Here is a 22,556-nt window from a genome sequence, read left to right on the forward strand (position 1 = left end):
GCCGCGGGAGACGACCGCGGCGACGTGTGCCTCCGGCTCCGCGGCGGCCCACAGGGCGGCGGCCGCGCCGGTGCTGGCGCCGAAGTAGCCGATGGCGAGCCCTTCGGCCTCCGGCCGTCCACGCAGCCAGCGGGTGGCGTCGGCCAGGCGTCCGGCCAGCAGACCGGTGTCGAAGACGTTGGCCCGATCGCGTTCCTCGTCCTCGGTGAGCAGGTCGAACAGCAGTGTGCCGAGGCCGGCGCGGTTCAGTCCCGCGGCCACGAACTTGTTGCGGGGGCTGTGCCGGCTGCTGCCGCTGCCGTGCGCGAAGACCACGATCCCGGCCGCGTCCTCGGGTACCGTCAACTCCCCCTGCAGCCTTACGGCGCCTGCCTTCAACTCCACGTCACGGTCCGGGCGCCCGGCGCGTGCGGCGGCTCCCTCGGCACGGGCGGCCGCGCGCTCCAGACAGGCGGCGACCTCCTCGTCCTCGGTCTGGGAGAAGTCTCCGTAGAACTGGCCGATCGCGAAGAAGTTCCGGGGCGTCTCCAGGCAGACCAGTTCGTCGGCTTCCGTGCCCAGCCGATCGGTCCAGTCCTCCGGTGCGACGGGGACCGCCAGCACGATGTGCGCCGCTCCGCGGGCCCGTGCGATCCGGCAGGCCGCGCGTGCGGTCGACCCGGTGGCCACCCCGTCGTCGACCACCACCACCGTCCGTCCCGCGATGGGGACCGGTGCGCGCTCACGCCGGTAGCGCCGTCCCCGTCGCTCCAGCACCTCGCGCTCACGTTCCTCGACCTGCGCCACTTCCTCCTGGGTGACGCGTGCCTCGCGCACCACCGCTTCATTGATCACGCGCACGCCGTCCTCGCCGAGCGCCCCCATCCCCAGCTCCGGCTGGAAGGGCACGCCCAGCTTGCGGACCAGACAGACGTCCAGCGGCGCGTCGAGCGCTTCGGCGACCTGTGCGGCCACCGGTACCCCTCCCCTGGGGAGTCCCATCACGACGACGTCCTGGCCCCTGAGGTACTGGAGGCGGGCGCCCAGCCTGCGTCCGGCTTCGAGACGATCCGTGAAGACCACGATGCAGCCTCCTCATTCACGGGGAGTCCAGAGCGGAACGGGCGTGGGCTCCTCCGACGCCCCCACCGCCCTGATGTCACCCGCGGCGGCAAGGAGCAATTGCCGGCCCAGCGCGATCAGTGCCCGTCCGGCGGCGAGTTCGTCACCGATCTCGGGCACCGCCGTGTCGTACGGGTTGCGATGGGCCTCGGCACGGCTCTCCAGCACGTTCTCACCGGTGTCCAGGACAATCCGGGCCGTGGTGGCCGGGTCGTGCTCGGAAAGGTACAGATTGAGCCTCCACTCCTTGATGGCCGGAGGCCGGCTGCCGGCAGCGTGAGTCATGGTCCGTCCCTCCTCCCGCCGGTGCGAGACGACGGGACACAGGAGTGCGAGGCTTCCTTCCACTGTGACTCCGTTGGGCGCAGGCCGCATAATGCCGGGCACAATGGCGGTCATGACCACGCGTTCCTGCCCGTGCGGGCTCCCCGAGGCGTACGAGAAGTGCTGCGGCCGTTTCCTCCTCCAGCCTCGAACACGCTCGGCCGGGGGGAACCCCATCGCCACCGCCGCGGCACCGACCGCCGAGGCGCTCATGCGGTCGCGGTACAGCGCCTTCGTACAGCGGGACGCGGGCTATCTGCTGCGCACCTGGCATCCGCGCACGCGGCCCGCCCGGGTGGACTTCGATCCCGGGATGCGGTGGACCGGGCTGGAGGTCCTGGACACGACGGACGGCTCGGCGTTCCACTCCACGGGGACGGTGACCTTCCGGGCCTCGTACCGTGGCGGTTCGCTGCACGAGCGCAGCCGGTTCGAGCGGGTCGACGGGGCGTGGATGTACGTCGACGGGGACATCATGGAGTGACGCCCGTTCGGGGACTTCCGGAGCAACGCCCCTTCAGCGGGGCGGTTCGGTTCAGGGCGCCAGGATGTCCAGCTCGTGCAGCGCGCCGACCGTGATCTCGCGGGTCAGCCGCTCGGCGCGAGCCGCGTCGCCCTCGCGTACCGCCTCCGCGACCTGCACGTGCAGGGTGACCGCGGCCGGGTCGGGGTCCTCGAACATGACGTCGTGGTGGGTGCGGCCCGACAGGACCTCCGCGACGACATCGCCGAGGCGGGCGAACATCTCGTTGCCCGACGCCTCCAGGATCACCCGGTGGAAGGCCACGTCGTGGACCAGATAGGCCTCCAGCTTGTGACCGCGTGAGTTCGCGACCATGCCGAGCGCGCACTCGGTGAGCCGGGCGCACTGCTCGGGCGTGGCGTTGCGCGCGGACAGGCCCGCGGCCACCGGTTCGATCGCCGAGCGCAGCACGGTGAGCGAGCGCAGTTGCTGCGGGCGGTCGGCGCCGGCCAGACGCCACCGGATGACCTGGGGATCGTAGACGTTCCACTCGGACTTGGGGCGGACCGTCACGCCCACGCGGCGGCGGGACTCGACCAGATGCATCGATTCCAGCACGCGCACCGCCTCACGCATGACGGAGCGTGACACCTCGAAGTGCTGGGCGAGTTCGTCGGTGCGCAGGACGCTGCCCGGCGGGTACTCGCCCGCAGTGATCGCGGGGCCGAGGGTGTCCAGTACATGGCCGTGCAGCCCCCGGCCCGGTGTGGTCATGCACTCAGCGTACGAGGCGGGTCACGCGGAGAAAAAGTCAGACTTAATCGTCACACACCCTTGAATTAGTCGTACCTAATCGGTTTCAGTGTCGTCGACATCAGATGTCGACGAAGACAGCGAGAGCACGATGCAGCAAGTGCGTACCCCCCACGTCGTCGTGGTGATGGGCGTCGCAGGCACCGGCAAGACCACGATCGGTCCCCTGCTTGCGGCCCGGCTCGGCGTTCCGTACGCCGAGGGCGACGACTTCCACCCGCCGGCCAACATCGCCAAGATGTCGGCCGGGATCCCGCTCGACGACGAGGACCGCCGGCCCTGGCTGGACGCCATCGGTGCCTGGGCGCTCGGGCGGGAGGGTCTGGGCGGGGTGGTCAGCAGCTCGGCGCTGAAGCGGGCCTACCGCGACCGGCTGCGGGCCACGGCTCCCGGCATCGTCTTCGTGCACCTCACGGGCGACCGCAGGCTCATCGAGGACCGGATGGCGCACCGACAGGGGCACTTCATGCCCACCGCACTCCTGGACTCCCAGTTCGCCACGCTCCAGCCGCTGGCGCCGGACGAGGCAGGGGTCCCGGTGGACGTCTCGGGCAGCCCCGAGGAGATCACCTCCCGCGCCGTGAACGCCCTGCGCGACCTCGAGCGGTCCTCCGCCCGGCACTCGCAGTGAGCACCGTCGCCCCGTATCAGGCCCCACCCCTCGCAGTAAGCCCTCTCCCCACGGACCCCGGCCCCGGGGCACAGCCTCGGGATGCCGCGGGCCCGAGGGCCCTCCCCACCCGAAACCGAGAGTTCCTCTCCTCACCCAAGGGAACACGCGTGACCAGACTCAGCGTCGAGATGCTGGCAGCGGACACCGTCGAGCCGATCACGTCGGCGGGCCACGCTCAACTGGGCATCGCGGTACTGGCGGGCATCGCCGTCATCGTGCTGCTCATCACCAAGTTCAAGCTCCATGCCTTTCTGGCCCTGACCATCGGCTCGCTCGCGCTCGGCGCGTTCGCCGGGGCGCCGCTCGACAAGGCGATCGTCAGCTTCACCACCGGGCTCGGTACGACCGTCGCCGGTGTGGGCGTCCTGATCGCGCTGGGCGCGATCCTCGGCAAGCTGCTCGCCGACTCCGGCGGCGCGGACCAGATCGTCGACACGATCCTCGCCAGGGCGGGAGGCCGTGCGATGCCGTGGGCGATGGTGCTGATCGCCTCGGTGATCGGTCTGCCCCTGTTCTTCGAGGTCGGCATCGTGCTGCTGATCCCGGTCGTGCTGATGGTCGCCAAGCGCGGCAACTACTCGCTGATGCGCATCGGCATCCCGGCGCTGGCGGGACTGTCCGTGATGCACGGTCTGATCCCGCCGCACCCAGGCCCGTTGGTCGCGATCGACGCCGTCAAGGCGAACCTCGGAGTGACGCTGGCGCTCGGCGTGCTGGTCGCCATACCCACGGTGATCATCGCCGGCCCGCTGTTCTCGAAGGTCGCCGCCCGCTGGGTGGACGTGCCGGTCCCCGAGCGCATGATCCCCGCGCGCCCCTCCGAAGAGCTGGAGAAGCGCCCCGGCTTCGGCGCCACTCTGGCCACCGTGCTGCTGCCGGTCGTCCTGATGCTGTCCAAGGCGCTGGTCGACATCATCGTCGACGACCCGACGCACATGGTGCAGCGCGTCTTCGACGTGATCGGCTCGCCGCTGATCGCCCTGCTCTCGGCCGTGATCGTCGGCATCTTCACGCTGGGCCGCCCGGCCGGATTCAGCAAGGAACGGATCTCGGGGACCGTCGAGAAGGGCCTCGCCCCCATCGCGGGCATCCTGCTCATCGTCGGTGCCGGCGGCGGCTTCAAGCAGACCTTGATCGACTCCGGCGTGGGCAGGATGATCCTGGACATATCCAAGGACTGGTCGATTCCCGCGCTGCTGCTGGCCTGGCTGATCGCGGTGGCGATCCGGCTGGCGACCGGTTCCGCGACCGTTGCAACGGTCTCGGCGGCCGGTCTGGTCGCGCCGCTCGCGGCCGATATGTCGACCACGCACACCGCCCTGCTGGTGCTGGCCATCGGCGCCGGATCGCTGTTCCTGAGCCATGTCAACGACGCCGGATTCTGGCTGGTCAAGGAGTACTTCGGGCTCAGCGTGGGCCAGAACCTGAAGACCTGGTCGGTCATGGAGTGCATCATCTCCGTGGTCGCCGGGGGCCTGGTCCTGCTGCTGTCCCTCGTGATCTAGGAGTACGGGAATGAGTCACCCCCTCTTCGACATCGGCGGCCGTACGGCGCTCGTGACCGGCTCCAGCCGGGGCATCGGGCTCGCGCTCGCCCGTGGTCTGCTGGAGGCCGGCTGCACAGTGGTCCTCAACGGACGCGACACCGACCGGCTCACGAAGGCGGCAGCGGAACTGTCCGGGCACGGGAACGGGATCGGGGTCGTGCACACGGCCGCCTTCGACGTGACCGACGGTTCCTCGGTCGCCGCCGGCATCGCGGATGTCGAGGAGCGGGTGGGCCCGCTGGACATCCTGGTCAACAACGCGGGCATGCAACTGCGCGCCCCGCTCCTGGAGTTCACCGACGCCGACTGGCACCGGATCCTGGACACCAACCTCACCAGCGCCTTCCTGGTGGGCCGTGAGGCGGCCCGGCGGATGACGGAACGCGGCCACGGGAAGATCATCAACATCTGCTCGCTGCAGAGCGAGGTGGTCCGCCCCGGCATCGCGCCGTACGCGGCGACCAAGGGTGCGCTGAAGATGCTCACCAAGGGCATGTGCGCGGACTGGGGGCCGCACGGCGTGCAGGTCAACGGGCTAGGCCCCGGCTATGTCGAGACCGAGCTGACCCGGCCGCTCGTCGAGGACGAGGAGTTCAGCGCGTGGGTGCGGCGGCGCACTCCGGCCGGGCGCTGGGGGCGTACGGAGGACCTGGTGGGCGGGGTGCTGTTCCTCGCCTCCCCCGCGGCGGACTTCGTCGGTGGGCAGGTGCTGTACGTCGACGGCGGCATGACGAGCGTTCTGTAGACGTTCCGCAGAAAGGGGCCCGCGATGCTGGGCTGTGTGATTCACGGTCGGGGCGACCTGCGGGTCGACGAACTGCCGGTCCCTGAACCAGGGCCCGGGCAGGCGCTGGTCGCCGTCCGCTACGGCGGGGTGTGCGGATCGGACCTGCACTACTGGCGTCACGGCGGGGTCGGGGACTTCCGGCTCGAGGAACCGATGGTGCTGGGGCACGAGGTGGTGGGGGCGGTCGTCGCGTACGGCGACGGAGCGTCGGGTCCCGCTGTCGGTACGGCTGTTGCGGTGCACCCCGCCACACCGTGCCGGGTGTGCCCGGAGTGCGTCGACGGGCGGCCGAACGTCTGCCGGGACACACGCTATCTGGGCAGCGCGGCCCGCGTCCCGCACGTCCAGGGCGGGTTCGCCGCCCGAGTGGCCGTCCCCGCCGAGCAGGTGAGGCCGCTCCCGGCCGGTCTGGGGCTGCGCCGGGCGGCGCTCGCCGAGCCGCTGTCGGTGGCTGTGCACGCGGTGCGGCGGGCGGGGGACGTGGCCGGCAGACACGTCCTGGTCACCGGTGCGGGTCCCATCGGGTGCCTGGTCGTCGCGGCGGCCAAGGCGGCGGGTGCCGCCCGGGTGACCGTCACCGACCTCCTGCCTCAGGCGCTGCGGTTCGCCGCGGCGGCGGGCGCCGACACGCTCGTACGGGCGGACGACCCGCACGACGCCGGGTGGCCCGTGGAGGCCGACGTGGCGATCGAGGCGTCCGGGGTCGCCGCCGGGCTCGACACCTGTCTGCGGCTGGTGCGCCGGGGCGGGGTCGTGGTCCAGCTCGGCATGCTGCCACCGGGGCAGAGCCCCTTCGCCGGGAACCTGGTGGTGAGTCGGGAGATCGAGCTGCGCGGGGCGTTCCGTTTCGACTCGGAGTTCGACGCGGCGCTCGACCTGCTCGCGGCGGAGCCGGCGTTCGACGCGCTGGTCAGCGCGGTGGTGCCGGTACGGGAGTCGGAGTCGGCGTTCGCCCTGGCGGCGGACCGGAGCCGGTCCTGCAAGGTGCTGCTGGACTTCGGGGACTTCGGGGACATCGGGGACATCGGGGACATCGGCGGCTGACTACAGCTCGGCCGCCGCACGGGCGGCAGCAGCCTGGACGCCTTCGCCCTCGCCGCCGCGGAGAGCATCGCGCTCGGGGACCTGGCACCGTTCGCCGTCGGGATCAGCGGCCTGCTCTCCGAGATGATCCCCGGTGGGCCGAGCAGGTCCGGACCGGCCGCTTCCCGGGGGAGCGCTCCTCCGTCGCCTCGGCGGCGGCGACGCCGGCCCGGCTCGTCGAGGCCTCCACGCACACGGCCTGAACACCGGAGCACTCGCGGCGGCCAGGCGGGCCGCCGACCGGGCCGTGGCCGAGGGGCACGGTCGGGACGGGCTCGCCCGGCTCGTGGCCGCCGTGACCGCTACGGCCGCCACAGTGGATGCTCCCGATCCGCCCACTCGCGGCTGACCAGGCCCGTTCTCAGTCCCCGTCGGGCCTCCGGGTCACCGAGGGCCATGCCGATGTGGCCGGCGAGGACCACGCCGATCGTCAGGGCGAGCCAGTCGTGGACGAAGGTCGCCGATGTGCGCCACATCAGCGGGGTGAGGTGGGTGAACCACATCAGCAGCCCGGTGCCCAGCATCACCAGGGTGGCGCCGGCGATCCAGGCCGCGTATGTCTTCTGGCCGGCGTTGAACTTGCCCGCGGGCCGCGACGCGCGGCGGTGGTCGCGGCGCAGGGCCGCGCGCAGCCAGACCCGGTCGTGGGGCCCCCAGCGGTTGAGGTGCCCGAGGGTCCGGCGGAAGGCACGGGAGCCCAGGCCCACCAGGACCGGGACCGGGAGCATCAGTCCCGCCCACTCGTGGATCCGGACCACCAGCTCGCGGCGCCCGACCAGCTCCGCGAACGTGGGGATGTACAGGCAGGCCGCGGTGGCCACGCACACGCCCATCAGCACGGCCGTCGTGCGGTGGACCCAGTGTTCCGCGCGCGTGAAGCGGCGTACCCGCGCCGGGGCGAAGACGGGGTGCTCGGCGTCAACTTGTGGGGGCATCGTCCCGTCCATTCGACCGGCCGACCCACGCGTCCACGTCGTATCCGCGTTCCTCCCAGTACCCGGGACGCACGCCCTGGGTGACGGTGATGCCGGAGAGCCATTTCGCGGACTTGTAGAAGTACATGGGGGCGACGTAGAGGCGGACCGGGCCTCCGTGCTCGTACTTGAGCGGCTTGTCCTGCATCTTCAGGGCGACCAGCACGTCGCTGCGGCGTGCCTGGTCGAGGGTGAGGCTCTCGGTGTACGCCCCGTCGAAGCAGGTGAAGCGGACGGCGCCGGCGGAGGAGCGGACGCCCGCGGTGTCCAGCAGCGTGGACAGCCGTACGCCTTCGAACGGCGTCTTCGGCACCCGCCAGCCCGTGACGCACTGGACGTCGTGCACGATCCGGGTCTGCGGCAGGGCGCGCAGGTCCGCGAGCGTGTACTTCCTGGGGTGATCGACCAGGCCGTTGACGGTCAGGCCGTAGTCCGTCTCGTTCAGGTGCGGGACGGACGCCGCCACCGAGTAGTAGCGAAAGCCGCCGCCATTGGGCAGCAGACCGGTCAGGCCTGTCGGGTCCTTGCCGGCGACGGTGCCCAGGAAGCCCTCAAGGCCGCGCTGGAGCGTGGGCGCGGCGACGACGCCGAGCGCGCCGAGTCCCAGGGTGCCCAGCAGCACCCTGCGGCCGATCGGGGTACCGCTCGCCGGTGGCTCCGGCGTCTCCCGGTCCGCGGGCTCCGGTGCGTCCCGCTCTTCGGGTCGTTCAGGGTTCACAGAATGATTCGAGCACCCGACACCCCCTGGAAGCCAGGGGTGACGGGTGCCCGTCAGGATTCCGTAACCACTTCTCACCGGGCTCTCAGGAAGAGGATCACGTCCCGGCGCCGGTCACATCTCCGACTCCGCCGCCTGGTCCAGCCGGAACGCCTCGTTGCCCAGGCCGATCCGGGCGTGCGCCTGAGGCCTGCGGGAACGCAGCAGCAGTCCCTGGACCAGGCCGATCAGCAGGGCCACGCCGATGATCGCCGGAAGCAGCCGGCCGAGCGCGGAGTCCGGGCCGGTGCCGACAAGGACGTCGAAGTCCTTGACCGTGTAGCCGACGATCACGAGCAGCGCGACACCGGACACGGCGGAGGTGGCCAGCCGCCAGGCCTGGGCGCGGGCGGAGCCGCGGCGGGCGAAGAAGACGATCACCGAGGCGGAGGCGGCCACCATCAGCAGGGTGACGCCGAGCGCGCCGACGGTGCCGGACCAGGTGAACAGCTGCAGCACGGGCGCGGTCGGGTCGCCGGTCGGTTTGTCGTCGGCCACCGCGAAGGCGATCACGATCACCGCGGACACCGCGCTCTGCAGGAGAGAGCCCGTACCGGGAGCTCCGCTCGTGCCGGTGGTACGGCCGAAGGCGGGCGGCAGCAGGCCTTCGCGGCCCATGGCGAACGCGTACCGTGCGACGACGTTGTGGAAGCTGAGCAGCGCCGCGAACATACCGGTCACGAACAGCACATGCAGCACATCGGTGAAGGTGTGGCCGAGGAGGGACTCCGTCAGCCAGAACAGCAGGCCCGCGCTCTGTTTCTGTGCGGCCGGGACGATCTGGGAGGGGCCGGCCGCGATGGTGAGCGCCCAGGAGCTGATCGCGAAGAAGGCGGCGACGAAGCCGACCGCGAGGAACATCACGCGGGGCACCAGGACGTGCGGACGGCTGGTCTCCTCCGCGTACACCGGCGCCTGTTCGAAGCCGGTGAAGGCGGCGATGCAGAAGCACAGCGCGGTGCCCACGCCCGCGCCGGTGAGCGTGTCCGGGTTGAAGGCGTGCAGGGACAGGCCCTCCTTGGCCGGGTCGGCGACCGCCGCCGCGTCGAAGATCACGACGAGGGCGACCTCGATCAGCAGCAGGACGCCGAGCACGCGCGCGTTGACGTCGATCTTCAGCCAGCCGAACGTTCCGACGACGGCCACGGCGGCCAGGGCCGGTATCCACCAGGCGAGCTGGACGTCGGCGTAGGTGGCGAACAGACCGGAGACCTCGAAGCCGAAGATGCCGTAGATGCCGAACTGCAGGGCGCTGTACGCGACGAGGGCGACCGCTGCCGCGGCCGCGCCCGCCGTGCCGCCGAGGCCGCGGGAGATGTACGCGTAGAACGCGCCCGCGTTGTGGACGTGGCGGCTCATCTCCGCGTATCCGAAGGAGAACAGGGCCAGCACCACGCCGAGGACGACGAAGAGCAGCGGCTGGCCGACGATCCCCATCACCCCGAATGCTGTGGGCATGACACCCGCGACCACCATGAGGGGGGCGGTCGCGGCCAGCACGGACAGCAGCAGGCCCGCCGTGCCGAGCCGGTCGGCCCGCAGCGCGCGCTCCTGCCCCTTGAAGGTGCTGATGGTGCCGCCGTCGGCGGCCGGTCTGCTCGTGCTCGAACTGCCGGTCGTCATCGCGCGGTTGTCCTTTCGGTCGCTCGGACGGGGACTTTCGGATCTCTCCGGCGGAGAGGCGTCACGCCGCCCCCAGCACGCGCTCACGCGCGGTACGGAAGGCGTTGTACGGGTCGCGGTCCGGGTACGACCACGGCACCGGGGTCGCATACGGCCCGATGCGGTGGAACAGGGCGGCGGCCTCGGCACCCCGCCCTTCGCAGCACTTGGCGTGGGCGAGGAAGTTGAGGTCGAGGTGGCTGCGCGGGTGGTCGTCGCGCTCCCACTCCAGCCACCAGTCGAACGCGGCCTTCATCACCTGGCGCGCCCGCCGCCCCACCCAGTGACCGGAGGCGACGGGATCGGCGGATTCGGTGCCGGCGGCGGCCAGCACGCGGTAGCGCTCAGCGTGCGCGACAACCGGGAGGATGGCGAGCGGCGAGTCCGCGGGGGCCTGTTCGGCGGCCCAGTTGGCGAAGTCGTAGACCTCGTGCAGCGGGTCCTGACCGGCCTCGGCCCGGCGCTCGGCGAGCCGGGCGACCATCAGGTGGTGCGCGTGGTGGTGATCCGGATAGCGGGCGCGGACCTCGTCGAAGATCCGGACCATGTCCTCCTCGGCGCCAAGTGTGCGCTCGAGGATCAGCCGGCCGAGCCAGGGTGTGGGGTCCTCGGGGGCGAGCGACGCCGCGGCCCGGCAGGCCTGGCGGGCCGTGTCCGGGCGTTCCTTGCCCCGGAGGGCGCGGTGGACGGTGGCATGGGCGACGAGGGTGGAGGCGCAGGGCGACTCGGGTTCGGCGAGCTGCCATTCGCGCGCCCAGGCCAGGGCGGCGGGCTCCTGCGCGAGGACGGTGACGCGATGCCCGCGGCGGTCCCAGTCGTCGCGGGTGGCGGCGAGCAGGGCGCGGACGGTGGCCCATCGCCCCCGGGCGAGCGAGGCCCGGGCGGCGACAAGCTCCGCGTCGTCGAGTGCGTCGTCGAAGACCTGGGCCGCACGCTTGCGACCGCGGCCGAACGACGGTGGGGGTGGGGGTGGGGGTGGCACCGCGGGGATTCCTTAACGCGGTTCGTCAATGTTCGGTCACGCACAGCAAACCCCCAGCCAACGGTTTACGTCAAGGCCGGATCGAGACTGCTGCACGTGTCAACTAACCGCGGACACAAGGGTGTTGAATCCACAACCGTCGGACCGACCCCCTGCCGGCCGCCGGTCCGACGGCCCCGTCCGCGACGGTTGCCTTTCCGAACACCGGTGGCCTGTCCGACCATCCGGTGGCTGTCCGACCATCCGGTGGCTCATCCGACCATCCGGTGGCTTCTCCGACCATCCGGTGGCTCACCCGACCATCCGGTGGCTCATGCGACCATCCGCTGGCCAGTCCGACCATCCAGTGGCCTGTCCGACCGCCGGTGGCTAGTCCGACCATCCCGTGGCCCGTCCGAACACCGGTGGCCTGTCCGGCTGTCCGACCGCCTAGCCGACCGCCTTCGCCGCCGCCCGTCCCGCCGTGCGACCCGAGAACAGGCAGCCGCCGAGGAACGTGCCCTCCAGGGAGCGGTAGCCGTGGACCCCGCCGCCGCCGAAGCCCGCCGCCTCTCCCGCCGCGTACACGCCCGCGAGCGGGTCGCCGCCTTCGGTCAGCACCCGCGAGGACAGGTCGGTCTCCAGACCCCCGAGTGTCTTGCGGGTGAGGATGTTCAGTCGCACCGCGATCAGCGGGCCCGCCTTGGGGTCGAGGATGCGGTGCGGGGCGGCCGTGCGGATCAGCCGGTCGCCGAGGAACCTGCGGGCCCCGCGCATGGCCGTCACCTGGAGGTCCTTGGTGAAGGGGTTGAGGATCTCCCGGTCGCGCGCGACGATCTCGCGGCGCAGTTCGGCCTCGTCGATGAGCGGCTCCTTGGTGAGCGCGTTCATGCCGCGCACCAGTGCCCCCAGGTCCTTCTCGACGACGAAGTCGACACCGTGGTCCATGAACGCCTTGACCGGCCCGGGCACCTCCGCGCGGGCCCGTCCGATCACGTCCTTGACCGACTTGCCGGTGAGGTCGGGGTTCTGCTCGGAGCCCGAGAGCGCGAACTCCTTGCCGATGATCTTCTGGTCGAGCACGAACCACGTGTACTCGTATCCGGTCTTCATGATGTGCTCGAGCGTGCCGAGTGTGTCGAAGCCGGGGAAGAGCGGGACGGGCAGTCGCCGGCCGCGGGCGTCGAGCCAGAGGGAGGAGGGGCCCGGCAGGATGCGGATGCCGTGGTTGTCCCAGATGGGGTTCCAGTTCTGGAGGCCCTCGGTGTAGTGCCACATGCGGTCGCGGTTGATCAGACGGGCGCCCGCCTCCTCGGCGATGCCCAGCATCTTTCCGTCCACGTGCGCGGGCACGCCGGAGACCATCCGCTCCGGCGGGCTGCCGAGCCGCTCGGGCCAGTTGGCGCGGACCAGGTCGTGGTTGCCGCCGATGCCGCCGGTGGTGATGATCACTGCCTGGGCCCTGAGCTCGAAGGCGCCGGTGACCGTGCGGCTGCTGGCCCTGCCCCGCTGCACCTCCGACGGCTCCAGGATCTCGCCGGTGACGGTGTCGACCGCGCCCGCGCTGCGCGACAGGCCGGTGACGCGGTGGCGGAACCTCAGCTCGACAAGGCCGCGGGCGACCCCGGCCTGTATCCGTCGCACGAACGGCTCGATCACTCCGGGGCCGGTGCCCCAGGTGATGTGGAAGCGCGGGACGGAGTTGCCGTGGCCGTTGGCGTCGTAGCCGCCTCGCTCGGCCCAGCCGACCACCGGGAAGAAGCGCACGCCCTGGCCGTGCAGCCAGGCCCGCTTCTCGCCGGCCGCGAAGTCGACGTAGGCCTCCGCCCACTTGCGCGGCCAGTGGTCCTCGGGGCGGTCGAATCCGGCCGTACCCATCCAGTCCTGGAGGGCGAGCGCATGGCTGTCCCTGATCCGCAGCCGGCGCTGCTCCGGCGAGTCCACGAAGAACAGTCCGCCGAACGACCAGAACGCCTGGCCGCCCATCGACTGCTCCGGCTCCTGGTCGAGCAGGATGACCTTCCGACCGGCGTCCACCAGTTCCGCGGTCGCCGTGAGCCCGGCGAGGCCTGCCCCGATCACGATGACATCAGCGTCGTAGGCCATGCGCCCGTCCTCTCGCGGTGACTACCGGTCGGTATGTTGTTACTGACGGGTCAGATCCTTCGGCAGAAGAGTGATCGCGTCAACCGCCTGTTTCCGGGTACTCGCGTCTGTCGACAACCCCACGTCGCCCGAAGGGCGGGCCGGGGCTTGCCGAGAAGAGGTCAAGCACGGGCGGGTCACAGTCCGGAGCGCTACAGTCAGCGTGATACGCATCCCGTGACCCCGTTGAATCATCGAGGTACAGCGTGTCGGTACTGGTTCTCGCCCTCGCCGTCAGCGCGGCCTTCTGTCTGGGCACCGGGTTCGTGCTGCAGCAGAACGCCGCCCAGCAGGCACCGCTGAGCGACTTCCTTTCTCCCCGGCTGCTGCTGGACCTGATGAAGATGCCGCGCTGGCTCGGCGGCATCGGGCTGATGGTGACGGGCATGATCCTCAGCGCGATCGCGCTGGCCCACGGCGAGATCTCCCTGGTCGAGCCGCTGGTCGCCACGAACCTGCTGTTCGCGATGGCCGAGTCCCGCCGGGTGAGCAAGCAGCCCCTGGGCCGCCAGGGCTGGGCCGGGCTCGCGCTGCTCGCGGGCGGCGTCACGGCGTTCATCGTGGCGGGCCAGCCCAAGGGGGGCAACGCGGTCACCGATCCCCTGCGGCACTGGCTGATCATCGGTGTGATGGTCGGCCTCGCGCTCCTGCTGACGACGTATGCGAAGAAGTCGCAGCTGATCATCGGACCGGTGCTGCTGGGGCTCGCGGCGGGGCTGCTCTACGGGGTGCAGGACGCACTCACCCGGGTCAGCGGGCAGCGGCTCACGGAGGGCGGCTGGGCGGAGTTCATCACGGGATGGCAGCCGTACGGCGTGCTGGTGCTGGGGGTGACGGGGCTGATCCTGGTGCAGAGCGCGTTCGAGACGGCGCCCCTGCGGATGTCTCTGCCCGCGCTCACCGCGGCCCAGCCACTGGCCGGAATCCTCTGCGGGGTGGGCTTCCTCGGCGACCGGCTGCGCACCGACACCGGGGCGCTCGCCTGGGAGGCGACGGGTCTCGCGGCGATCGTCCTCGGCATCGTGCTGCTCGGGCTGCACCCGGCCATGCCGCGGGGACTGGGAGAACCGGAGCGGCAGAAGGATCTGCAGCCGGGGTGAGACACGCCGCCTGCCGGTCCGGCACGCACCGTCGTCCGAGTGGTGCCACCATGGCCGGGCACCGGCCCGACGGCGGAAGCTGCCGAGCGAGACACGCCACCCGCCGATCCGGCACCCATCGACGTCCAAGTGGCGCCCTCACGACCGGGTACCGGCCCGAACGCGCGGAGCTGCCGGATAAGACACGCCATCCGCCGATCCGGCACCCACCGACGTCCCAGTGGTCACCCGCCGACGTCCCAGTGGTCCCCCCGCCGACCACGCACCGGCCCGAACGCATGGAGCTGCTTGGATGGGCGTATGAGTGCCGCTGACGAACTCCTCGACATCGTGGACGAGAACGACAGGGTCATCGGGCAGTCGCCGCGCGGTGAGGCATACGCGCGCGGGCTGCGCCACCGATGCGTGTTCATCCAGGCGCGGGACGCCGAGGGCCGTGTCTTCGTACACCGCCGCACCCCCACCAAGCTGGTCTTCCCCTCCCTGTACGACATGTTCGTCGGCGGGGTCGTCGGCGCGGGCGAGACGTACGACGACGCCGCCCTGCGGGAGGCCGAGGAGGAACTCGGCGTCAGCGGGCTGCCGCGGCCCGAGCCGCTGTTCAAGTTCCTCTACGACGACGGCGCGGGCCAAAGCTGGTGGTCCTCGGTCTACCAGGTCCGCTGCGATCTGCCCGTCAGCCCCCAGGTGGAGGAGGTCGCCTGGCACGGCTTCCTCACGGAGGACGAGGTGGAACTCCGGCTGTCCGACTGGGAGTGGGTCCCGGACGGGCTCGCCGCGTACGAGCGGCTCAAGGCGCACCGCCGGCCCACGGGCTGACTCTTCCCGGGGCCCCTTGACGCCCGGCCGCCCCTGCCCCGGACGGCGGCCGGTAGGGTCCTACGCGTGATCGAATTCGTACGGAACGTCCGGCTGTGGTTTGCGCCCGAGGAGGTCCGGGAGGAGGGCGCCACGCCCGACTACCGGTTCTCGCTGGCCAATGAGCGCACCTTTCTGGCCTGGCTGCGCACCGCGCTGGCGCTGATGGGCGGCGGCTTCGCCGTGGACCAGTTCCTGCCGGACCTGCGCTGGGCCTGGCGCGTCGGGCTCGCCCTCGCGCTGCTCGCCTCCGGGGTCCTGTGCTCGCTGCGCGCCGCCAACCACTGGGTGCGCTGCGAGCGGGCGATGCGACGCGGCGAGGACCTTCCGGTCTCCCGCTTCCCGGCGCTGCTGAGCATCGCCGTCGCCGTGGTCGCGATCGCCATGGTGGTCGTGGTCCTCGCCGGCTGGGAAGGATGAGCGCCCCGGCCGAGCAGCGCGACCCGGGGCTCCAGCCGGAGCGCACCCGGCTCGCCTGGCGGCGTACCACCCTGTCGAGCACCGCGACCGCCGTGCTGGCCGTGAAGACGGCGCTGCACGACAGGTCGGCGGCCGGCTTCGTCGTCGTCGCCCTGTGCTGTCTGCTCTGGCTCGGTTTCCTGATCCTCGCCCACCTGCGCATCCGTGCCCTGGCGATGGCAGGCGCCGGCCATCCGCCGCTCCTGGCGGCCCGCCACGCGGCCGCCGCGACCCTCTGCACGGCCGCCCTCGCGGTGTGCGCGGCGGCACTGGTGTTCTGAGCGACGGCGCGCCCGGCACGAAGGGCACTGGGACGACCGCCGACGAGCACTGCGGCCGCACAGGGAACCCCTGGCTCCGGATGCTCGTCGTCGACTGGCATGCTCTGAGCACCAGTTGACGACACCCAGGGGGTCCCATGACCGCGGCAGAGCCGTACACGGTCGCACTCGCCGACGACGTACACGCCTATGTGCAGCCGGACGGCGGCTGGTGCCTGAACAACGCCGGGTTCGTCAGCGACGGCACGGCCACCCTGCTCGTGGACACCGCCGCCACCGAGCGCCGTGCACGTGCCCTGGGCGCGGCGGTCGCGGCGACCGGCGCGCCCGCGCCGCGGTTCGTCGTCAACACCCATCACCACGGCGACCACACGTACGGAAACGGCTTGTTCGCGTCGGCCGCGATGATCGTCTCGCACGCCGACTGCCGCCGGGAGGCCCTGGCCAGCGGGCACCATCTGGCGCTGATCTGGCCGACGACCGACTACGGGGACATCCGGATACACGGCGCCGATCTGACGTACAAGGACCACACGACGGTGCACGCGGGCGGGGTCGACGCGGAGGTGATCCATCCCGGCGTCGGGCACACCGTCGGCGACTCGGTGGTCTGGCTGCCGCACCGGCGCGTGCTGTTCACCGGCGACCTGGTCTTCGAGGGCGGGACGCCGTTCTTCCTGATGGGTTCGCTCAGCGGCTCGCTGCGGGCGCTGGAGCGGCTGCGCGCACTGGGCGCGGAGACGGTCGTACCCGGGCACGGACCGGTCACCGACCCGTCCGCGTTCGACCGCACAAAGCGCTATCTGCGGTTCGTCGCCGAGGTCGCGCAGGACAACCATGCGGCGGGCCGTACGCCGCTGGAGGCGGCCCGGGCCACGGACCTCGGGGAGTTCGCGGCGCTGCGGGAGAGCGAGCGGCTGGTGGCGAATCTGCACCGCGCGTACGCCGAGCTGGACGGGCTGCCCGAGGGCGCACCCCTGGATCCGCTTCCCGCCTTCCGGGACATGGCGGTCATGAACGGCGGGGAGATGATGGCCAGCCACGCCTGAGAGCACCTCGGCGTGCCGTGGCGTGATGCCGCCGTGACACCCCGGGCCGTCGGCGCCACGATGTCATCGTGGCGCCGATCACGTTTACTCCGCGCACTGGACGGCATACCGACCAGTCGGCATCATGATGCAGGTCCTGTTTCCGCGCACGTAGGAGCACTGATGAGCCCAGACCACCCGCCGGGCCTCGATCTCGACCGGCTGCGCGGCCTGCTCGACACCGAGCGGCCCGGCCTGGTGAACGGCCCCCTGGACGGCCGGCTGATCGAGGGCGGGCGGTCGAACCTCACCTACGCCGTCTCGGACGGCACGAATCGGTGGGTCGTACGGCGTCCCCCGCTCGGGCACGTCCTGGCCACCGCGCACGACATGAAGCGCGAACACCGGGTGATCAGCGCGCTGTACCCGACCGCCGTTCCCGTCCCGCGCCCGGTGCTGCTGTGCGAGGACGAGGCGGTGCTGGGCGCCCCCTTCTACGTGATGGACTTCGTCGACGGCACCCCCTACCGCACCGCCGAACAGCTGACCCCGCTCGGCCCGCAGCGCACGCGGGAGGCGGTTCTCGGCCTGGTGGACACGCTGGTCGAGCTGCACGCGGTGGACCCCGACGAGGTGGGGCTGGCCGACTTCGGCCGACCGGAGGGCTTCCTGGACCGGCAGCTGCGCCGCTGGGGCAAGCAGCTGGACGCGTCCCGCAACCGCGAGCTGCCCGGCATCGACGAACTGCACGCGGCGCTCGGGCGCGCACTGCCCGCCTCCCCCGCGCCGACCGTGATCCACGGCGACTACCGGCTGGACAATGTGCTGCTCGGGGCGGACGACCGGATCACCGCCATCCTCGACTGGGAGATGTCCACGCTCGGTGATCCGCTGACCGACCTGGGTCTGCTGGTGATGTACAGCGTGCCGCTGGAGCTGCCCAACTCCCCCATTTCCACGACCGCTTCGGCCCCGGGGCACCCGGACCCGGCCGAGCTGATCGAGCGGTACGCCACGCGCTCGGGGCGTGACGTCACCGCCGTCTCCTGGTACACGGCGTTCGCCTGGTTCAAGCTCGCCGTGATCCTCGAGGGCATCCACTACCGCTACACGCTCGGCCAGACGGTCGGCCGGGGCTTCGACCGCATCGGCGAGCTGGTGCCCGTCTTCATCGAGCACGGCCTGACCACCCTTCAGGAAGGCTGATCCGCCATGGACTTCGCATTCGACGCGCGCACCGAGGAGCTGCGCGCAAAGCTGCTCGCCTTCATGGACGAGTACGTCTACCCGGCGGAGGCCGTCGCCGAGGAGCAGCGCGCGCAGCTCGCCTCGCCCTGGGACACCCCCGCGGTCGTCGAGGAGCTGAAGGCCGAGGCCCGCCGGCAGGGCCTGTGGAACCTCTTCCTGCCGGACGCCGAGTACGGCGCCGGGCTCACCAACCTCCAGTACGCCCCGCTCGCCGAGATCACCGGCCGCTCCCCGCAGCTGGCGCCCACCGCGCTGAACTGTGCGGCGCCCGACACGGGCAACATGGAGGTGCTCGCGCAGTTCGGCGACGAGCAGCAGAAGAAGCAGTGGCTTCAGCCGCTGCTCGCGGGCGAGATCCGCTCGGCGTTCGCGATGACCGAGCCCGAGGTGGCCTCGTCGGACGCCACCAACATCACGACGCTCATCGAGCGGGACGGGGACGACTACGTCATCACCGGCCGCAAGTGGTACATCTCCGGGGCGATGAACCCGGACTGCAAGATCTTCATCGTGATGGGCAAGACGGACCCGGACGGGGCCGACATCCGCCGCCAGCAGTCCATGGTGCTGGTCCCGCGCGACACTCCCGGCGTCACCGTCAAGCGCGCCATGCAGGTGTTCGGCTACGAGGACCACTACCACGGCGGCCACGCCGAGGTGGTCTTCGACCACGCGCGCGTGCCGGCGTCGAACCTGATCGGCGAGGAGGGCGGCGGCTTCGCCATCGCCCAGGCCCGGCTCGGTCCCGGCCGTATCCACCACTGCATGCGGCTGATCGGCATGGCCGAGCGGGCGATCGAGCTGATGTGCCGGCGGGCCGTGTCGCGCATGGCGTTCGGCAAGGCGCTGGCACAGCAGGGCGTGGTCCACAACTGGATCGCCGACGCGCGCGTGGCCGTGGAGCAGCTGCGGCTGCTGGTCCTGAAGACCGCGTGGATGATGGACACGGTCGGCAACAAGGGTGCCCACACCGAGATCCAGGCCATCAAGATCGCCACGCCGCGCACGGTCGTCGACATCATCGACAAGGCGATCCAGCTGCACGGCGCGGGTGGCGTGAGCCAGGACTTCCCGCTGGCCGAACTGTACGCGGGCGCCCGGACGCTGATGATCGCGGACGGCCCGGACGAGGTGCACCAGCGGTCGCTGGCGCGACGGGAGCTGAAGAAGTACCTGTGAACCCTGCACGGGTGAGGGGCGGACGTAATTGCGTCCGCCCCTCACCCGTGTGCCGTCACCCGCTACGGACGCAACGCCCTCAGCAGCAGGTCCGCCAGATGGTCGGCGACCTCTTGCGGGCTGAGCGGGCCGTCCGGGCGGTACCAGGTCGACAGGTGGTGCACCGAGCCGAAGTGGTAGTCGACGACCAGATCGGCGGGCGTGGCCGTGGAGAACACACCCTCCCTCTGCCCCTCCTCGATCAGCGCGCGGAACTGCTCGTGGTAGCGGCGCCGCTCGGCTCGCACCTGCTTGTTCTTCTCGGGGCTGAGGTGGTGCATCGACCGGAAGAAGATCATCGCGTCGTCGAGGTTCTCGATGGTGGTGACCACCACGTCCGCGGCCGCGGCGCGCAGCCGCTTCTCGACCGGCTCGTCGGCGTTCGCGAACGCGTCGAGCCGCTCCTGCTGGACGCGCAGCACGCGCGCGTACACCTCGTGCAGCAGATCGTCCTTGGAGCCGAAATAGTGGTACAGCGCGCCCTTGGTGACGCCCGCCGCCTCGACGATCTCCTGCACCGACGTGCGGTCGTACCCCTGCTCGGCGAAGAGCCGGGTGGCGGCGGCCAGCAGCCGCTGCGGGACGGGCGTACCGTCTCCGTCCGTCGTCCTGGGCACTGCCGCCACCTGCCTTTCCGTGAAGTTCTACTGGCTCTTCTGCGACCGGGAACGCAGTTCCCGACGGAGGATCTTCCCACTTGCCGTCTTCGGCAGGTCGGGCAGGATCTCCACCTGACGCGGGTATTTGTAAGCGGCCAGTCTCTCCTTGCAGTAATCAGCGAGCGCACCCGGGTCTTCATCACACCCGGGGCGCAGGCTGATGTACGCCTTGACGGTCTCCCCGCGGTAGCCGTCCGGCACCCCGACGACGGCCGCCTCGCGCACCGCCGGATGCGTGTACAACACGTCCTCGACCTCGCGCGGCCACACCTTGAAGCCGGACGCGTTGATCATGTCCTTCTTGCGGTCCACGACATACAGCCAGCCCTGCTCGTCCATGAACCCGATGTCACCGGTGCGCAGCTCGCCGTCCGGGAAGGTCTCGGCGGTGGCCTCGGGGCGCCGCCAGTAGCCGGGCACGACCTGCGGTCCCCGTACGACGATCTCACCCTGCTCGCCGAACGGCACCTCCTCGCCCCGGTCGTCGACTATGCGGACGACCGTGTCGGGCCCGGGGACGCCGACGGCCAGCGTCCCGGAGACCGGGTCGACGGGGGCCTCGTGGCCGGGTGGCACCGAGGCGCAGGGGGCGGTGCACTCGGTGAGGCCGTAGCCGTTGCGGATGTACGGCCCGAAGCCGGCGCGGAACTTCTCCACCAGGGCGGGCGGCACCGGGGCGCCGCCGGAGGAGATCTTGCTGAAGGAGGAGAAGTGGTCGGGCGTGACCGCCGGGTGGGCGGCCAGCGCCATGAAGGCGGTCGAGGGGCCGACGGTGTAGTGGGGCCGGTGCTCGGCGAACGCGTCGAGGACGACGCCCGGCTCGAAGCGGTAGGCGAGGACGAGCGTGCCCCCGCTGATGAGGCACGCCACGAGCTCGCAGACCATCCCGGTGATGTGGAACAGGGGTGCCAACGCGAAGTAGACGGGCACCTCGGGCAGCCCCATGCCGGTGCGCTGCCGCTCGGCGTTGTACATGATGTTGCCGTGCGTGTTGGTGGCGCCCTTGGGGGTGCCGCTGGTGCCCGAGGTGTAACTGATCAGCGCGATGTCGGAGGGGCCTGGCTCGCGGCCCTCGGGTGCCTTGGTGCCCTGCCGGGCGACGGTCACGAGGTCGTCCGCGTCCGCGGACTGCCCGAGCCGCTCGAAGTTCAGCACGCGCGCGTCGTCGCGCGTCTGGAGGTCCAGCTCGCAGGCGGTGAGCACGATGCGTACGGACGAGCCCGCGGCCGTCTCGCGCAGATACGACTCCCAGGCGCGGTCGGAGCACACCAGGGCCGTCACCTCCGCGTCCTTGAGGACGTGCGCGACCTCGCCCGACTTGTACATGGGGTTGACGGGCACGACGGTCGCGCCCGCCTTCCAGGCGCCCAGCAGGGCGAGCACGAAGTGCGGGGAGTTCTGCAGCAGGATCGCGACCCGGTCGCCGCGCTCCAGGCCGCGGGCGGCGAGGTGCCCGGCGACGGAGTCGGTCAGCGCGTCCAGTTCGGCGTAGGTGATCCGGCCGTCGAAGTAGGCGAGCGCGGTACGGTCCGCGGGGGCCGGGCGCAGGGCGTGCACCAGGGAGTCGGGCGGGCTGATCGGGGCGCGCTGGGCGTCGTCGAGGAGGGCGAGCCAGGGCTTGGCGGCATAACGGGACGTGCTCACCGGGCGCCCTCCCACTTCTGCTGGATGTGGTTCATGTTCGTCAGCCAGCGGTCCGGCTCGGTGGCGCGCGCCTGGTAGTACGCGGCGACCTCGGGGTGCGGCAGGATCAGGAACCGGTCCTCCTCGATGCCCTTGAAGAGCGCGTCGGCGACGTCCGCGGGGTCGATCGCGGTCGGCGCGAGCACCAGGTCACCGGCGCTGCCGGAGGCGGTCAGCATGTCGGTGCGGACGCCCTGGGGGCAGATCGCGTGGACCTTCAGGCCGCGGTGCCGGTAAGTCAGCGAGAGCCACTCGGCGAAGGCGTACGCGCCGTGCTTGGTGACGCTGTACGGCGCGGCACCGATCATGGTGAGCAGTCCGGCGGCCGACACGGTGGAGACGAACCGGCCCTGGCCGCGCTCCAGCCAGGCGGGCAGGAGCGCGCGGGCGGCGCGGACGTGCGCCATGACGTTCACGTCCCAGGCCTGTGCCCACACCTCCTCGTCGGCGGCCTCGGTGCCGCCGGAGCCGAGGCCCGCGTTGGCGACGTAGACGTCGACCGTGCCGCCGAGGGCGTCGCGCGCCTCGGTCACGATCGCGGAGGCGTCGCCAGGGACCGCGATGCCGCCGATCTCGTCGGCCACGGCCTTCGCCTTGCCGGCGTCCAGGTCGTTGACGACGACCCTGGCCCCCTCGGCGGCGAAGCGGCGGGCCAGCGCGGCTCCGATGCCGCCTCCCGCTCCGGTGACGACCACTCCCGCATCCTGCACGGCTTCCACCATCGGTCTCCTT

23 protein-coding genes are annotated in these 22,556 nt (G+C 71.4%); 12 read left to right on the plus strand and 11 right to left on the minus strand.

Going from position 1 to position 22,556, the window contains the following annotated elements:
• Both ABT186_RS21710 and ABT186_RS21715 read right to left on the minus strand, forming a co-directional pair.
• Window positions 1-1,062: phosphoribosyltransferase family protein (locus ABT186_RS21710; protein WP_351926324.1), on the minus strand; the 1,062-nt coding region annotated here is incomplete at its 3' end.
• 12 nt (window positions 1,063-1,074) lie between these two features.
• Window positions 1,075-1,386, minus strand: coding sequence for a dsRBD fold-containing protein (locus ABT186_RS21715; protein ID WP_351227830.1), 312 nt, complete (start codon window positions 1,384-1,386; stop codon window positions 1,075-1,077).
• A gap of 103 nt (window positions 1,387-1,489) precedes the next feature.
• Between ABT186_RS21715 and ABT186_RS21720 the strand changes: the two genes are divergently transcribed.
• Window positions 1,490-1,909 carry a YchJ family protein gene (locus ABT186_RS21720; protein ID WP_502973280.1) on the plus strand — a complete coding sequence of 140 codons (420 nt, stop codon included), beginning with the start codon at window positions 1,490-1,492 and terminating at the stop codon, window positions 1,907-1,909.
• Window positions 1,910-1,960: 51 nt separating this feature from the next.
• Here ABT186_RS21720 and ABT186_RS21725 read toward each other — a convergent pair whose 3' ends face one another.
• On the minus strand, window positions 1,961-2,662 hold the full coding sequence (locus ABT186_RS21725; RefSeq protein WP_351227834.1) for a FadR/GntR family transcriptional regulator: 702 nt from the start codon (window positions 2,660-2,662) through the stop codon (window positions 1,961-1,963).
• A gap of 130 nt (window positions 2,663-2,792) precedes the next feature.
• On the opposite strand from ABT186_RS21725, the gene ABT186_RS21730 reads away from it, so the two are divergent.
• The 4 genes from ABT186_RS21730 to ABT186_RS21745 all read left to right on the plus strand — a co-directional run bounded on the left by ABT186_RS21730 (window position 2,793) and on the right by ABT186_RS21745 (window position 6,752).
• The gene (locus tag ABT186_RS21730) at window positions 2,793-3,332 is read left to right on the plus strand and encodes a gluconokinase (RefSeq protein WP_351227836.1); all 540 of its coding nucleotides are present in this window, start codon (window positions 2,793-2,795) and stop codon (window positions 3,330-3,332) included.
• A gap of 149 nt (window positions 3,333-3,481) precedes the next feature.
• Complete coding sequence (locus tag ABT186_RS21735; protein WP_351227838.1) at window positions 3,482-4,879, plus strand: GntT/GntP/DsdX family permease; 1,398 nt, start codon at window positions 3,482-3,484, stop codon at window positions 4,877-4,879.
• 10 nt (window positions 4,880-4,889) lie between these two features.
• Complete coding sequence (locus tag ABT186_RS21740) at window positions 4,890-5,666, plus strand: SDR family oxidoreductase (RefSeq protein ID WP_351227840.1); 777 nt, start codon at window positions 4,890-4,892, stop codon at window positions 5,664-5,666.
• Window positions 5,667-5,690: 24 nt separating this feature from the next.
• Window positions 5,691-6,752, plus strand: a complete 1,062-nt coding sequence (locus ABT186_RS21745; RefSeq protein ID WP_351926328.1) for an L-idonate 5-dehydrogenase — start codon at window positions 5,691-5,693, stop codon at window positions 6,750-6,752.
• A 341-nt stretch (window positions 6,753-7,093) separates the two neighbouring features.
• Here the strand turns inward: ABT186_RS21745 and ABT186_RS21750 are convergent, their stop codons facing one another.
• The 5 genes from ABT186_RS21750 to ABT186_RS21770 form a co-directional block, all read right to left on the minus strand.
• Window positions 7,094-7,726, minus strand: a complete 633-nt coding sequence (locus ABT186_RS21750; RefSeq protein WP_351227844.1) for a cytochrome b/b6 domain-containing protein — start codon at window positions 7,724-7,726, stop codon at window positions 7,094-7,096.
• Entirely contained in the window at window positions 7,710-8,483 is a 774-nt protein-coding gene (locus tag ABT186_RS21755) for a molybdopterin-dependent oxidoreductase (RefSeq protein ID WP_351227846.1), read from the minus strand. Before ABT186_RS21755 ends, ABT186_RS21750 begins: the two co-directional genes overlap by 17 nt.
• Before the next feature lie 114 nt (window positions 8,484-8,597).
• Window positions 8,598-10,145, minus strand: coding sequence for an APC family permease (locus ABT186_RS21760; protein WP_351227848.1), 1,548 nt, complete (start codon window positions 10,143-10,145; stop codon window positions 8,598-8,600).
• A gap of 61 nt (window positions 10,146-10,206) precedes the next feature.
• Window positions 10,207-11,166, minus strand: a complete 960-nt coding sequence (locus ABT186_RS21765; RefSeq protein WP_351227850.1) for a tetratricopeptide repeat protein — start codon at window positions 11,164-11,166, stop codon at window positions 10,207-10,209.
• 429 nt (window positions 11,167-11,595) lie between these two features.
• Window positions 11,596-13,251, minus strand: coding sequence for an FAD-binding dehydrogenase (locus ABT186_RS21770; RefSeq protein ID WP_351926330.1), 1,656 nt, complete (start codon window positions 13,249-13,251; stop codon window positions 11,596-11,598).
• Between the two features lie 245 nt (window positions 13,252-13,496).
• On the opposite strand from ABT186_RS21770, the gene ABT186_RS21775 reads away from it, so the two are divergent.
• The 7 genes from ABT186_RS21775 to ABT186_RS21805 all read left to right on the plus strand — a co-directional run bounded on the left by ABT186_RS21775 (window position 13,497) and on the right by ABT186_RS21805 (window position 19,443).
• Window positions 13,497-14,390, plus strand: a complete 894-nt coding sequence (locus ABT186_RS21775; RefSeq protein WP_351227854.1) for a DMT family transporter — start codon at window positions 13,497-13,499, stop codon at window positions 14,388-14,390.
• A 300-nt stretch (window positions 14,391-14,690) separates the two neighbouring features.
• On the plus strand, window positions 14,691-15,209 hold the full coding sequence (locus ABT186_RS21780; RefSeq protein WP_351926332.1) for an NUDIX hydrolase: 519 nt from the start codon (window positions 14,691-14,693) through the stop codon (window positions 15,207-15,209).
• 66 nt (window positions 15,210-15,275) lie between these two features.
• On the plus strand, window positions 15,276-15,668 hold the full coding sequence (locus ABT186_RS21785) for a YidH family protein (protein ID WP_351227858.1): 393 nt from the start codon (window positions 15,276-15,278) through the stop codon (window positions 15,666-15,668).
• Window positions 15,665-15,988 (plus strand): DUF202 domain-containing protein, encoded by a 324-nt coding sequence (locus tag ABT186_RS21790; RefSeq protein ID WP_351227860.1) that lies wholly within the window; start codon window positions 15,665-15,667, stop codon window positions 15,986-15,988. The genes ABT186_RS21785 and ABT186_RS21790 overlap by 4 nt, the downstream gene beginning before the upstream one ends.
• A 137-nt stretch (window positions 15,989-16,125) precedes the next feature.
• Window positions 16,126-17,037: an MBL fold metallo-hydrolase gene (locus ABT186_RS21795; protein WP_351926334.1), complete on the plus strand. Its 912-nt coding sequence runs from the start codon at window positions 16,126-16,128 to the stop codon at window positions 17,035-17,037.
• A gap of 162 nt (window positions 17,038-17,199) precedes the next feature.
• Window positions 17,200-18,222, plus strand: a complete 1,023-nt coding sequence (locus ABT186_RS21800) for a phosphotransferase family protein (protein WP_351227864.1) — start codon at window positions 17,200-17,202, stop codon at window positions 18,220-18,222.
• A 6-nt stretch (window positions 18,223-18,228) separates the two neighbouring features.
• Window positions 18,229-19,443, plus strand: a complete 1,215-nt coding sequence (locus ABT186_RS21805) for an acyl-CoA dehydrogenase (protein ID WP_351227866.1) — start codon at window positions 18,229-18,231, stop codon at window positions 19,441-19,443.
• A 62-nt stretch (window positions 19,444-19,505) separates the two neighbouring features.
• Here the strand turns inward: ABT186_RS21805 and ABT186_RS21810 are convergent, their stop codons facing one another.
• The 3 genes from ABT186_RS21810 to ABT186_RS21820 are packed head-to-tail and all read right to left on the minus strand — an operon-like array spanning window position 19,506 to window position 22,546.
• Entirely contained in the window at window positions 19,506-20,099 is a 594-nt protein-coding gene (locus tag ABT186_RS21810; RefSeq protein WP_351227868.1) for a TetR/AcrR family transcriptional regulator, read from the minus strand.
• A 27-nt stretch (window positions 20,100-20,126) separates the two neighbouring features.
• A complete protein-coding gene (locus ABT186_RS21815; protein ID WP_351227870.1) occupies window positions 20,127-21,785 on the minus strand; it encodes a class I adenylate-forming enzyme family protein in 1,659 nt (552 codons plus the stop codon).
• Complete coding sequence (locus ABT186_RS21820) at window positions 21,782-22,546, minus strand: SDR family oxidoreductase (RefSeq protein WP_351227872.1); 765 nt, start codon at window positions 22,544-22,546, stop codon at window positions 21,782-21,784. The genes ABT186_RS21815 and ABT186_RS21820 overlap by 4 nt, the downstream gene beginning before the upstream one ends.
• Window positions 22,547-22,556 lie beyond the last annotated feature (10 nt).

The sequence above is a fragment of the Streptomyces sp. NPDC001634 genome (genome assembly GCF_040298185.1).
Taxonomy (GTDB): Bacteria; Actinomycetota; Actinomycetes; order Streptomycetales; family Streptomycetaceae; genus Streptomyces.